This window comes from Spirillospora sp. NPDC047279 (genome assembly GCF_040643285.1).
Lineage (GTDB): Bacteria > Actinomycetota > Actinomycetes > Streptosporangiales > Streptosporangiaceae > Spirillospora.
In genome coordinates this window covers 249565-261967 of record NZ_JBEYUA010000012.1, presented here as the reverse complement: position 1 = coordinate 261967, position 12403 = coordinate 249565, and the positions used below count along the sequence as shown (strand labels likewise).

Sequence of the window (12403 nt, the reverse complement as noted above, 5' to 3'; positions counted from 1 at the left end):
AGATGCCCCCACCCCCGGACTCATCCCTTGAGCCCAAGAGCCACCCCCGAGAGGGAACCGGGCGAAGCAGAGCCCACCTCCAAGGCCCCAGGGGAACACCCCCCTGGGCTGGTAACTAACGGGTCGGGCAGATGCCCCCGGACTCAAGAGCCCGAACCCGGAGGAGGCCGGGGGCGGGGGGCACCCCACCCCCGGACTCAAGAGCTCCAACCCCGGAAGGGGCCGGGGGCGTGGGGGCAGAGCCCCCACACCGGGGGTTCCAGGGGGTCGCCCCCTGGGCAAGCATCAACGGACGGACGAGGGAGGCGGCCGCCAGGCCGCCGACCACGCCCCGGCCATCCGGCCGGGGTCGCCCCCTGGGCTAGCACTTGACCGCCCGACCGTGGGGAAGGTGCGCGAAGCGCACCGACCACACGTCCCCAGAGGAGGAGGCGGTCAACTCGCCCAGGTGTCGGGGATCGGGAGGGTGGGCTGGCTGGTGATGCCGAGGGAGTCTTCGACCAGGGACACGAAGATCTCGGCGTCGTGCATGAGCTCGTCGGCCTCGCGCGGGGCGACCGCGCGCGGGAGGCCCGCCTCGGCGGCGGCGCGCTTGTCGGCGCCGGCGGCGAAGAAGGCGGCCCACTCACGGAGTGCGGGGTCGGCTTCGGGCAGGAGCACCCAGACGCTGCGCGGACGGCCGCGCCGGTGGGTGTCGAGCGGCTCCTTGGAGGCCAGCACCGCGGCGGCGGCGCGCAGGGCCGCCAGGTGGGCGCAGACGTAGCGGACGGCGGGCGAGGTCGCTTCGGCCGCCTCGGCCAGGCCCATGCGGGCGGCCTGGAGCTGCCCGACGGCGGTGTGCGCGGGCCGGGGTGCAGGAAGCGGTCGGGGGCGAGGGCCCGGTGGCTGGCTGAACTGGGCGGACGAGTGAACGCTGTGTGCGGTCATCGTTGCGGACATGCCTGTCTCCTTCCGGCTCGGGCCGGTCGGGCGGAGAGCTTCCCCTCACTCCGCCCGACCGTCCGTACCCGTGGGGACCACGGGGACGTCGCCCTGGCGCGGGCCGCGAGTCCCGGCGCCAGCGTCGAACGTAAGTTCGACGCACTCACAGTAAATCGCCCTGGTGGCGATTCGTCAATGTGTTCGAACGCGTGTCGCCGACCGATGTGATTGCGCTGGTCAGCGGCATGGGACCAGTAGAACACCAGGGTCTGACAGTCCGTCCCGCGCAGGTCATCGACCCGGGGCGACGTACGTCACTTCGGGCGGCGGAGGTGCACCGGGACGTTGGTGGCGACGAGCTCGGGGAAGTACTCGGCGATGTGCATGGGCATCCGGACGCACCCGTGCGAGGCCGGGTAGCGGGGGACGTCGAGCGCGCCGTGGAAGGCGATGCCGCCGTTGAAGTAGATGGGGTTGTAGAGCTGCCCGAGGGGCGAGATCTCCCAGCCCGAGGCGCGGCGGCCGGTGCGGAAGTCGCCGGTGCCGGTGGTCGCGTAGCGGCAGCGGGCCACGGTGGCGCCGCGGTCCTTGGCGCAGTAGTACTCCCCCGAGCCGGACGAGATGTGGCTGATGAGGGCGGGCTCGCCGTCCTTGTAGACCACCAGGTACTGCCGCTTGAGGTCGACGTCGACGCGGTCGCGTTCGCGGCGCTTGGCCATCGGCCGCGGCTCCTCCGGCGCGTCCAGGGCCTTCCAGAACGCCGTGCCGACCGTGCTGCTCACCTTGAGCCGGTTGACCTTCTGGAACGCCCACACGGCCATCTGGGTGCTGATCCCGTACTTGCCGTCGGCGCGCCCGGGGTCGTAGTCGAGCTCCTTGAGGCGGCGCTGGAGCTCGCGGACGGCGGGGCCCTTGGCCCCCGCCTTGAGCCGGGGGCGCGGCGCCGGCGAGGCGGCGGGCGGGGACGCGGAGGGCGTGCCGGACGCGGGCGGCCTCGAGGTGGCCGGGGTCGACGTGGCCGGGGTCGACGTGGCCGGGGTCGACGGCGCGGACGTGGCGCTCCGGGTGGAACCGGTCGCCGAACATCCCGCCAGCGCCACGACGCCGGCCGCGATCATCGTTCCGCTCGTCCGCACGTTCATCTGCTCACCTCTTGCCCCATCCCTCCCGTTGGATGCGCGCGAGGGCCGGCGGGTTCACCGGCCTTCCGCCGGGTCTGCACACCTTAGGGTTCTGGCCATGCATCCCAACACCGAACGGGTGACCTCGGCCCTGCGCGCGAGCGGCGCGGCGGGCGAGATCGTCGAGCTCCCCGAGTCCGCCCCCACCGCCCAGGCGGCCGCCGACCAGCTGGGCTGTGAGATCGGCGCGATCGCCAACAGCCTGATCTTCAACGCGGACGGGGCGCCGCTGCTGGTGCTCACCAGCGGCGCCCACCGGGTCGACACGGGCCGGGTGGCGGCGCTGGTGGGCGCGGAGAAGGTCAAGCGGGCGACCCCGGAGTTCGTCCGGGAGGCGACCGGGCAGCCGATCGGGGGCGTCGCGCCGGTGGGCCACCCGGTGCCGGTCCGTACCCTCGTGGACGTCTGGCTGCAGAAGCACGACCAGGTGTGGGCGGCCGGCGGGCATCCGCACACGGTCTTCCCGACCACCTTCGACGAACTGCTGCGCATCACCGGGGGCGACCCCGCGGAAGTGGGAGACTGACCACGTGAGCACCGAGATCTGGCACAACCCGCGCTGCTCGAAGAGCCGCACCGCCAAGGCCGCGCTGGACGAGGCGGGCGTCGAGTACGTCGAGCGCCGCTACCTGGACGAGCCGCCGACGGCCGAGGAGCTCGACGCCGTCCTGACGCGGATCGGGGCGGAGCCGTGGGAGGTGGCGAGGCTGGCCGAGCCGGTCGCCAAGGAGCTGGGCCTGAAGGACCTCGAGCACGACCGCGCGCGGTGGATCGAGCTCATGGTCGCCCACCCGGCGCTCATCCAGCGGCCGATCGTCCTGACGGACGCGGTGGCGGTCGTGGCGCGCGACCCCGAGTCGGTGCGCAAGGCACTCGACAGCGCGTGACGCGGGTGTGATTCTGGGGAACCATACGCTGGTAGGGAGGGGCGATGTCAGCGGAGATGCGCACCGGCCCGGGTGCCCGCCACTCGGATTTCCGGGGGATCGATCCCGCGGCGCTCAACCAGCTCATCAGGCAGGTCAAGGACGCCGACAACGCGATCAAGAGCTGGCTCAGCTCCCACCGCCCGCCGGCGGGCGTCCCGGCCACCGGGCACCGCCAGGCCGACCAGGTCGCGCGGTGGGCCGCCGACCAGCTGGGCATGCTCTCCCGCCGCTACAACTTCGCGATCACGCATCCGGACCGGGGCGGCGGGGTGGACGCTCCCCCGGCGGCGCCCGCGCCGGAGTCCGGCACGCCCGACCCGGGGACGCCCCGCAGCGGCGGCGGCACGCCCGCGCCGCCGCCCGCCAAGCCTCCGACCTCCAAGCCACCGACGTCCAAGCCACCGACGTCCAAGGCGCCCTCGGACCGGGGCACCACCCCGCGCGGCGCCGGCGATCTGGGCGAGTTCCCCACCCGGCAGGCGGCGCTCAAGGCGGCCAAGACCGACGCGCTCGCCGTGGTCGCCGCCGTCCAGGACCGCAAGCCCGTCCCCGACCCGGTGTGGAAGCACCTCAAGGCCAACGCCGACGACCCCGACTACACCGAGAAGTTGTACGACCGGCTCGGCCCGGCCGGGATCGCCGAGCTGGTCAGGGCCGCGGAGGGCGACCAGGCCAGACTGGCGGCGATCCGTGAGTCGATCGGCGTGGCGAGCCACCACCTGTCGATGGACGTCAAGTGGCTGCGGGCATTGCTCGCCGAGGCCGACCGCACCGGCGTGCGCCCGGTCGTCGTGCAGGTGCTCACCGGCGCCGACATGACCAGGAAGACCCGGGAGGCGCTGGCCGGTCTCGGCCTGCGGCCCGGCACCCGGGCGGCGGCACTGTGACGACCGAGCCGCGACGACCCGAGCTGTAAGGACCTGATGTCCGTCCCCCCGCCCCCCGGCAGCCTCCCGCCACCGCTGGACGACACGTCCGCGATGTCGCTGCCGCCCACCGAGAAGCCCAACCCGGTCTACCGGGAGCTCTACCAGGCCTACGCCGCCGCGTACGGCAGCATCGGGCAGCTGCGCAAGGCGCTCGACCCGGCGTTGAAGACGCTGCGCGGCACCGACGCCTGGCTGGGCCCGGAGTCGCGCGAGTGGGGCGGGCAGCTGGACGCACGGCGTGGCGACCTGCAGAAGGCGGCCGATCGTATCCTCTGGGACATGTACGACCGGCTGTCGGCGACCCAGCGCGTCATCACGCGCGCGTGATCAGGTTTACTCTCTGATCCGTGAGGGAGCCGAAGCTGCGTGAGATCGACGAGCGGGGCTTCCGGCGCCGTCTCAACGCCATCCTGGACGTCTACGCCGCCGCGATGCGGCCCCCGTTCGAGCAGTTGCCCGGCCGCCACACGATCATGGAGCGGCACGCCGCGTACCCCGGGTTCCGGGCCTTCGTGGGCGAGGGCCGCGGCTCGTTCCTCTCGCCGGTGACCGTCGCCGGCTTCGCCTACGGCTTCCACGGCGCCGGCGGCCAGTGGTGGCACGACGTCGTCCACCACGCGCTGACCGAGCGGGGCGGGCCCGAGCACGCCGCGGAGTGGCTCGACGACCCGTTCGAGGTCGCCGAGCTGCACGTCCATCCCGACCACCAGGGCCGCGGCCTCGGCCGGGCCCTGCTGACCTCGCTGTGCGCGGGACGCCGGGAACGCACGGTGGTGCTCTCGACGCTCGACCTCAGGCCGGACTCGCCGGCCCGCCGCCTCTACCGGTCGGTGGGCATGATCGATCTGCTCACCGACTTCGAGTTCCCCGGGGGCGGGCCGCGTTACGCGGTGATGGGCGCGGCGTTCCCGCTGGCGCCGTACGCCGCCGCGTCCAGCAGCCCGTAGACCTCGCGGGTCGCCGTCGACTTGTTGAACGTGATGAAGTGGATGCCGGGGGCGTCCTGCTCGAGCAGCTCGCGGCACAACTCGGCGGCGTGCTCGATGCCCAGCCGCCGCACCGCCTCGGGGTCGTCGGCGACGGCCTCGAAGCGTGCCCGCACCTCGGCCGGGAACGGCGCGCCCGACAGCTGCTCGGACCGCTCGATCGTGCTCATCTGCGTCACCGGCATGATGCCGGGCAGGATCGGCACGTCGCAGCCGGCCGCCGCGGCCCGGTCGCGCAGCCGGAAGTAGTCGTCGGCGCGGAAGAACATCTGGGTGATCGCGTAGTCGGCGCCCGCCCGGCACTTCTCCACGAAGTAGCGGGTGTCGCTCTCGATGTCGCGCGACCGCGGGTGCTTGTAGGGGAACGCGGCGACGCCCACGCAGAAGTCGCCGTAGGAGCGGATCATCTGGACGAGGTCGGCCGCGTACTCCACGCCGTCCGGATGCTTGATCCACTCCCCCATCGGGTCGCCCGGCGGGTCGCCGCGCAGCGCCAGGATGTTGCGCACGCCGACGGACGCGAACCGCCCGATCAGGTGGCGCAGCTCGGCCTGGGAGTGGTCGACCGCGGTGAAGTGCGCGACCGGGGTCAGGGTGGTGTCGGTGGCGATGCGCTCGACGATGTCGACGGTCTTGTCGCGGGTGCCGCCACCCGCCCCGTAGGTCACCGAGACGAACGTGGGGTTGAGGGACTCGAGCTCGCGGATCGTGCGCCAGAGCGTCCGGGCGCCCTTCTCCGTCTTGGGCGGGAAGAACTCGAACGAGAAGGACCGGCCGCCCGCCGCGAGCAGCTCGCGGATGGTGGGCGCCCGGTCGGGGCGTGCGCGTCGCATCCCCCTAGCCTAATGGAGGCCCGAGAACCCCTGGCGTCTCCGGCATGTCCGGATCGATACGATCACGTTCATGTCCACCCGGCTCATCCGCAAGGAGGTCGACGAGGCGCTGGTGGCCTTCGTCGACCGTCAGCGCCCCGCCCTGCTGGGCATCAGCGACGAACTGGCGCCCATGCTGGCGACACTGGACGGCCTGCTGGCCGGGGGCAAGCGGCTGCGGCCCGCCTTCTGCTACTGGGCCTGGCACGGTGCGGGCGGCGGTGCGCGGCCGGAGCTGGTCACGGCGGCGGCCTCGCTGGAGCTGCTCCAGGCCAGCGCGCTGATCCACGACGACGTGATGGACGCCAGCGACACCCGCCGGGGACAGCCGTCGGTGCACCGCCGGTTCGAGGCGATGCACCGCGAGCAGGGCCGTCCCGGCGCCGCGGCGCAGTTCGGCGAGGGCGCGGCGATCCTGCTCGGCGACCTGTGCCTGGCCTGGTCGGGCGAGATGTTCGAGTCGAGCGGCCTGGAGCCGGACCGGCTGGCCCGGGGCCGCGCGGTCTACGACCTCATGCGGACCGAGGTGATGGCCGGCCAGTACCTGGACATGCTGGAGGGCACCCGCGACACCGGCACGGTGGACACGGCGCTGCGGGTGGTGGAGTACAAGAGCGCCAAGTACACGATCGAACGGCCGCTGCACCTGGGGGCGGCCCTGGCCGGCGCGCCGCTCGAGGTCACCGGGGCGCTGAGCGCGTACGGGCTGCCGCTGGGCGTCGCGTTCCAGCTCCGCGACGACGTGCTCGGGGTGTTCGGCGATCCGGCCGAGACCGGCAAGCCCGCCGGGGACGACCTGCGCGAGGGCAAGCGCACCGTGCTGGTCGCCCTCACGCTGGAGCGGGCCGACGCGGCGCAGGCCGCGATGATGCGCACCTATCTGGGAGATCCGGGGCTGGACGAGGCGGGCGTGACCGCGCTGCGCACGATCATCGAGGAGACCGGCGGCCTGGCGGCCTGCGAAGCCATGATCGACCGGTACGCGGCCGAGTCGGGCGCGGCGCTGGAGGGCGCCCCGCTCACCGAGGAGGCGCGGGGCGCGCTGGGCGAGCTCATGATCGCCGCCACCGCCCGGCGCGTCTGACGCGGCCGCCCCGGCACGTTCGGCACGCACGTTCGGGCACGCGCGTTCGGGCACGTCGGCGGCGGTCCGGCCGGCGCCCTGGTTTACCTGTGTGACGAATTTGACACGATGTGGCCACTTAGGGCTGCCGGGGTAGCACTGTGACACCGTTTGGTGGCAGAAATATCGCCATGCCTCCCGAACAGCCCGATGGCCGGACACCGCGCATCGCCCCGCTCCCCCGCGACGAATGGGGCGACCTCCTGAAGGTCGTGGCCGACACCACCGGGCCGCTCAACATCTTCACCACGCTCGGCCGCCATCCCGCGCTGTTCGAGTCGTGGATCGGGTTCGGGTCCATGCTGCTCATGAAGGGCACGCTCGGCGCGCGCGACCGCGAGCTCGCCATCCTGCGCACGGCCCACCACCGTTCCTGCGCGTACGAGTGGCACCACCACCACCGGATCGGCCTGGAGGCGGGCCTGACCGAGGCGGAGATCGCCGCGCTGCGCCTCGACCTGGACGGCCACGGCTGGAGCCCCGAGGACCGCATGGTGCTGGCCGCCGCCGACGAGCTGCACGCCGAGGGCACGGTGACCGGCGCCACCTGGGCCGAGCTCGCCGGGCGGTACGACGAGCGCGAGCTGATCGAACTGGTGATCCTCATCGGCCACTACCACATGGTGGCCTTCGCCCTGAACGCCCTGAACGTCCAGCCCGAGGAGGAGACGTGACCTCCCCAGCCAGGTGGCGCTGGACGGCCGGCGCCGGGGCGCTGGCCGCCGTTCTCGCGCTGCTGGCCGTGCCCGCGCCGTCCGCCCGGGCGGTGCGGCCGGCGCAGAGTGCGCAGGCCGCCGGGCGCTGCGGCGACCCCGTCCAGCGGCCGTGGTGCGACACCTCGCTGACCGCCGACCGGCGGGCCGGGCTGCTGCTGGCCGCGCTCTCGGTGGACGAGCGGATCGCGCTGCTGGCGACCGACGACCCGCTCGGCGGCCCGCTCGGCGGGTTCACCGAGAACGCGCACGCCGACACCAACGCCGGGATCGACCGGCTCGGCGTCCCGCCGCTCTACATGGCCGACGGGCCCGCCGGCGTACGGCAGGGCAGGGCCACCCAGCTGCCCGCGCCGATCTCGCTCGCCGCCGGGTTCGACCAGGCCATCGCGCAGCGGTACGGGGCGACCGTCGGCTGGGAGGCCCGGCACCGCGGCAACGACGTGATCTTCGGCCCGACCGTGGACGTGCTGCGCACCCCGTGGAACGGCCGCACGTTCGAGGCGTTCGGCGAGGACCCGTTCCTGTCCTCGGCCACCGGCGCCGCCTGGGTGCGCGGTGCGCAGAGCCAGGGCGTGGCCGCCTCGGTCAAGCACCTGGCCGTCTACACGCAGGAGACCAACCGGCTCCGCCTCAACATGAAGGTCGCGCCGCGCACGCTCCGCGAGATCTACCTGCCGCCCTTCGAGGCCGCGGTGAAGGACGGCAGGGCCGGCACCGTCATGTGCGGGTTCGGGCAGCTGAACGGGCGCTGGTCGTGCGAGGACGGCGGCGTCCTCAACAAGATCCTGCGGGACGAGTGGGGCTTCACGGGCTTCGTGCCCTCCGACCACACGGCGGCGCACGACGCGGCCAGCGCGGCCAACGGCGGCCTCGACCTGGAGATGCCGATCGGGCTGCAGTTCAACGCCTGGCGGCTCAAGCAGGCGATGAGCCAGCAGAAGGTCACGCAGGCCACGATCGACGGCGCGGCCCGCAACGTCCTCCGCACGATGTTCGCGTTCGGGGTCTTCGACCGCGCCGCGTACGCCAACGACCTCACCCGGATCGACCGGACCGCGAGCGAGACCGCCGCCCGGGAGATCGCCGAGGCCGGGATCACCCTGCTCAAGAACTCCGGCGGCGCGCTCCCGCTCCGGGCGCCGAAGTCGGTCGCGCTGATCGGCAAGAGCGCCGAGGAGGTGCCGAGCGGCTTCGGCTCGGCGCAGGTGCAGCCGTTCTCCGTCGTCTCGCCGCGGCAGGGCATCACCCGGCGCGCGGGCGCCGGCACCAAGGTCACCTACCACGACGGCGGCGACCGCGGCCGGGCCGCGCGGGCGGCCGGGGAGGCCGAGGTCGCGATCGTCTTCGCCGCCGACGGGCAGGGCGAGTTCTTCGACAAGTCGTGCCTGACGCTGACCTGCAGCGGGCTGTTCGCCCGCGACCACGACGCGCTGATCTCCGAGGTCGCCCGCGCCAACCCCAACACCATCGTGGTGCTGGAGACCGGCGGGCCGGTGACGGCGCCGTGGGCCGACCAGGTCAAGGGCATCGTCGAGGCCTGGTATCCCGGGCAGCAGGGCGGCAACGCGATCGCCCGGGTGCTGTTCGGCGACGTGGACCCCGGCGGGCGGCTCCCGGTGAGCTTCCCCGCCCGGGAGGCCGACGCGCCCACGGCGGCCAACCCGGCGCAGTTCCCCGGGCAGGACGGCACCGTGACGTTCTCCGAGGGCGTCTTCGTGGGCTACCGGCATTACGACGCCAGGGGCATCGCGCCGCGCTTCCCGTTCGGCCACGGCCTCTCGTACACCAGCTTCCGCTACAGCGACCTGGCGGTGAGCCCGAACGCGGTGCAGGTCACCGTGACCAACACCGGCTCGCGGGCCGGCCACGCCGTGCCGCAGCTCTACCTGGGGCTGCCCTCGGCGGGCGTGGACGTGCCGCAGCCGCCCCGCCAGCTGAAGGGGTTCCGCAAGGTCACGCTGGCGCCGGGGCAGAGCACCCGGGTCACCTTCCCGCTCACCGCGCGCTCGCTCGCCTACTGGAACGAGTCGGCGAACGGCTGGAAGGTCGCTCCGGGCTGTTACCGGGTCATGGTCGGGGCGTCGTCCCGCGACATCGCGCTGACCGGCGGATTCGGCCAGGGAGGAGCGTCCTGCTAGGCAAGATCCTGGATCCCCTGCCGTTCACCCTCCGCACACGGTACAAATAAGGCAATCCATGTCGACCCCGCCGACCCGGAGCCCCCAGTGCCGCACAAGTCCCTTAATGGGAGGACGCTTCCGCGTTCCTCCTCGCACGGCCGGCCACTGGGCCCGGACGATCCGCGCCAGGTAGGGCGCTACGAGCTGATAGGCCGCCTCGGCGAAGGCGGCCAGGGCGTGGTCTACCTCGGCCGCGCCGACGGCGCCGACGACCTGGTGACGGTCAAGCTGCTGCGCGGCGGCACCGCCGCCGGGCAGCGGGCGCGCGCCCGCTTCGTCAAGGAGGCCGACGCCGCGCTCCAGGTCGCGGGCCGGCACACCGCCCGCGTGCTGGACGCCGACGTCACCGGCGACCGCCCGTACATCGTCAGCGAGTTCGTCGAGGGCCCCTCGCTCCAGCACGTCATCGAGGAGGACGGCCCGCTGCACGACGGCCCCCTCCAGCGCATGGCCCTGCGCACCGCGAGCGCGCTGGCCTCGATCCACAAGGCGGGCGTGGTGCACCGCGACTTCAAGCCCGGCAACGTGCTGCTCGGGCCGGACGGCGCGAAGGTGATCGACTTCGGGGTGGCCCGGATGGCGGACGCCACGCCGATCACCACCGGGCCGGTCGGCACCCCGGCCTACATGGCGCCCGAGCAGATCGAGGACGAGCCGGTCGGCCCGCCCGCCGACGTCTTCGCGTGGGGCGCCACGATGGTCTTCGCCGCCACCGGCCGGCCGCCGTTCGGCACCGGCCCCAGCGCGGCCGTCATGCGCCGCGTCACCACCCGCAGGCCCGACCTGGGCGAGCTGGAGGGGCCGCTGCGCGACCTGGTCGCCCGCTGCCTGGACAAGAACCCGGCGGCGCGGCCCACCGCGCGCCAGATCATCCGGGCGCTGCGGGACGACGAGCCGCCGCGCCCCAAGGCCAGGCCGCGGCGCATCCCCGCCTATCGCTGGCGGATGATGGTGGCGCTGGCGGCCGTCATGGCGGCCGGATTCCTCATCGGCCTCCTCTGAGGACCGAGCCCGGGCTCACCAGTGCGGCGGGCGCTCCTCCAGCAGGCGGTCGTCGTCGCTGCCGCCGCCGCGCCACTCGCCCCATCCGGTGTCGGTGTCGTCCGACGTCTGGTCCGGCAGGATCTCCATCTCGTCGTCGGTCAGGTCGACCGGCCGGTCGTCGTCGGGTCCCATGCTCATGGATCCATTGTCGGGCATGCCCCGGCCTCCTTTGAGCGAACCCCGCCCTAAGGAACGGTGAACGGCGCCACCCCCGAGGGCGGCCCGAGCGCGGCCCGGACGCAGGTCAGTCGGGCGGTTGAGGCAGCCGGCGGGACAGCTCGGCCGCGGCGGCGCGCGGGTCGGCGGCCTCGGTGAGGGCGCGGACGACCACGATCCGGCGGGCTCCGGCGGCGAGCACCTCGTCGAGGTTGCCGTGGTCGATGCCGCCGATGGCGAACCAGGGGCGCCCCTCGCGCTGCGACGCCACGTACTCCAGCAGCTTGGGCCCGGGGGCCGCGCGGCCGGGCTTGGTCGGCGTCGGCCAGACGGGGCCCGCGCAGAAGTAGTCGACGCCGGGCTCCGCGGCGGCCGCCGCGGCCTGCTCGCCGGAGTGCGTGGACCGGCCGATCAGGATGTCCTCGCCGACGATGGCTCGGGCCGCCGGGACCGGCAGGTCGTCCTGGCCCAGGTGCAGGACGTCGGCGTGCACGGCGTGCGCGATGTCGGCGCGGTCGTTGACCGCCAGCAGGGCGCCGTGGCGGTCGCACGCGGCCCGGAAGGCCTCCAGGTGCTCGATCTCCTGGCGCGCCTCCAGCCCCTTCTGGCGGAGCTGGACGATGTCGACACCGCCGGCCAGGACGGCGTCGAGGAACTCCGGCAGGTCGCCCTGCCGCTCCCTGGCGTCCGTGCAGAGGTAGAGGCGCGCGCGGCCGAGCCGCGCCTGCAGGCTGACGGCGCGGTCGGTGAGCAGGTGCCTGGACACGTGGGGGCCGGTTCCTTTCTCAGGCGTGAACGTGAGCGTGAGTCACAGGTGCGCGGACATGCCCATGGACATGGGCGCGGGGCCACGCGGCGACATCCGCGTGACCCCGCAATCCTGTCACGTCAGGCTTCTTCCAGATCTGGGCGGTATGGGGTTGTGTGAGGCGGCCCGGGAGGGCGGCCGTCAGAACGCGAGCGCCTGCGCTCGCCTGCGCACCTCGGTGCCCCGGTTTTCGGCGAGCGCCTCGGCCGGCGTCCCCGGCAGCGTGTCGTCCGGCGTGAACAACCACCGCAGGGTCTCGACGTCGCCGAAGCCGGCGTCCGACAGCAGGGTGAGCGTGCCGGGCAGGCCCTTGATGACCTGGCCGTCCTTGATGAACGCGGCCGGCACCGCGGGCCGGCCCTCCCGGCGCACGGCCAGGAGCTTGCGTTCACTGAGGAGCTGCTTGGTGCGGTTGAGCCTGATGCCGAGGCGTTCGGTCGCCTCGTTGAGGGAGAGCCACTCCCCGACCAGGCCATCGGTGCGCGGGTCAAGATCGTTGTCGACAGTCGCGTGCATCTGCGTCACGTCACCCTGCCTACCACGCGCGCCGATCCGTCA

15 protein-coding genes are annotated in these 12403 nt (G+C 73.5%); 9 read left to right on the top strand and 6 right to left on the bottom strand.

Translation table 11 applies throughout. The features are described 5' to 3' along the window. Positions 1–435: 435 nt before the first annotated feature. Both ABZ810_RS29790 and ABZ810_RS29785 read right to left on the bottom strand, forming a co-directional pair. A complete protein-coding gene (locus ABZ810_RS29790) occupies positions 436–939 on the bottom strand; it encodes an SAV_6107 family HEPN domain-containing protein (protein ID WP_358408976.1) in 504 nt (167 codons plus the stop codon). 296 nt (positions 940–1235) lie between these two features. Then, complete coding sequence (locus tag ABZ810_RS29785; RefSeq protein ID WP_358408975.1) at positions 1236–2063, bottom strand: peptidoglycan-binding protein; 828 nt, start codon at positions 2061–2063, stop codon at positions 1236–1238. A gap of 97 nt (positions 2064–2160) precedes the next feature. Between ABZ810_RS29785 and ABZ810_RS29780 the strand changes: the two genes are divergently transcribed. The 5 genes from ABZ810_RS29780 to ABZ810_RS29760 are packed head-to-tail and all read left to right on the top strand — an operon-like array spanning position 2161 to position 4907. Beyond that, entirely contained in the window at positions 2161–2628 is a 468-nt protein-coding gene (locus ABZ810_RS29780) for a YbaK/EbsC family protein (protein WP_358408974.1), read from the top strand. A gap of 4 nt (positions 2629–2632) precedes the next feature. Further along, positions 2633–2989 (top strand): arsenate reductase family protein, encoded by a 357-nt coding sequence (locus tag ABZ810_RS29775; RefSeq protein WP_358408973.1) that lies wholly within the window; start codon positions 2633–2635, stop codon positions 2987–2989. Between the two features lie 44 nt (positions 2990–3033). Then, positions 3034–3918 (top strand): hypothetical protein, encoded by an 885-nt coding sequence (locus ABZ810_RS29770; protein ID WP_358408972.1) that lies wholly within the window; start codon positions 3034–3036, stop codon positions 3916–3918. Positions 3919–3954: 36 nt separating this feature from the next. Next, positions 3955–4287, top strand: a complete 333-nt coding sequence (locus ABZ810_RS29765) for a hypothetical protein (RefSeq protein WP_358408970.1) — start codon at positions 3955–3957, stop codon at positions 4285–4287. Between the two features lie 20 nt (positions 4288–4307). Next, entirely contained in the window at positions 4308–4907 is a 600-nt protein-coding gene (locus ABZ810_RS29760) for a GNAT family N-acetyltransferase (RefSeq protein WP_358408969.1), read from the top strand. Here ABZ810_RS29760 and metF read toward each other — a convergent pair. After that, positions 4844–5779, bottom strand: coding sequence for a methylenetetrahydrofolate reductase [NAD(P)H] (metF, locus tag ABZ810_RS29755; RefSeq protein WP_358408968.1), 936 nt, complete (start codon positions 5777–5779; stop codon positions 4844–4846). The genes ABZ810_RS29760 and metF overlap by 64 nt on opposite strands. 70 nt (positions 5780–5849) lie before the next feature. On the opposite strand from metF, the gene ABZ810_RS29750 reads away from it, so the two are divergent. From ABZ810_RS29750 to ABZ810_RS29735, 4 genes are all read left to right on the top strand, one after another. Then, a complete protein-coding gene (locus ABZ810_RS29750; protein WP_358408967.1) occupies positions 5850–6902 on the top strand; it encodes a polyprenyl synthetase family protein in 1053 nt (350 codons plus the stop codon). A gap of 170 nt (positions 6903–7072) precedes the next feature. After that, a complete protein-coding gene (locus ABZ810_RS29745; RefSeq protein ID WP_358408966.1) occupies positions 7073–7615 on the top strand; it encodes a carboxymuconolactone decarboxylase family protein in 543 nt (180 codons plus the stop codon). Continuing rightward, complete coding sequence (locus tag ABZ810_RS29740; RefSeq protein ID WP_358408965.1) at positions 7612–9795, top strand: glycoside hydrolase family 3 C-terminal domain-containing protein; 2184 nt, start codon at positions 7612–7614, stop codon at positions 9793–9795. The genes ABZ810_RS29745 and ABZ810_RS29740 overlap by 4 nt, the downstream gene beginning before the upstream one ends. Before the next feature lie 87 nt (positions 9796–9882). Then, a complete protein-coding gene (locus ABZ810_RS29735; RefSeq protein WP_358408964.1) occupies positions 9883–10839 on the top strand; it encodes a serine/threonine-protein kinase in 957 nt (318 codons plus the stop codon). A 15-nt stretch (positions 10840–10854) separates the two neighbouring features. Here ABZ810_RS29735 and ABZ810_RS29730 read toward each other — a convergent pair whose 3' ends face one another. The 3 genes from ABZ810_RS29730 to ABZ810_RS29720 form a co-directional block, all read right to left on the bottom strand. Then, entirely contained in the window at positions 10855–11019 is a 165-nt protein-coding gene (locus ABZ810_RS29730) for a hypothetical protein (protein ID WP_358408962.1), read from the bottom strand. Positions 11020–11125: 106 nt separating this feature from the next. Further along, positions 11126–11803 (bottom strand): thiamine phosphate synthase, encoded by a 678-nt coding sequence (thiE, locus tag ABZ810_RS29725; RefSeq protein WP_358408961.1) that lies wholly within the window; start codon positions 11801–11803, stop codon positions 11126–11128. Between the two features lie 183 nt (positions 11804–11986). Then, entirely contained in the window at positions 11987–12361 is a 375-nt protein-coding gene (locus ABZ810_RS29720; RefSeq protein ID WP_358408959.1) for an Rv2175c family DNA-binding protein, read from the bottom strand. Between the last annotated feature and the right edge of the window lie 42 nt (positions 12362–12403).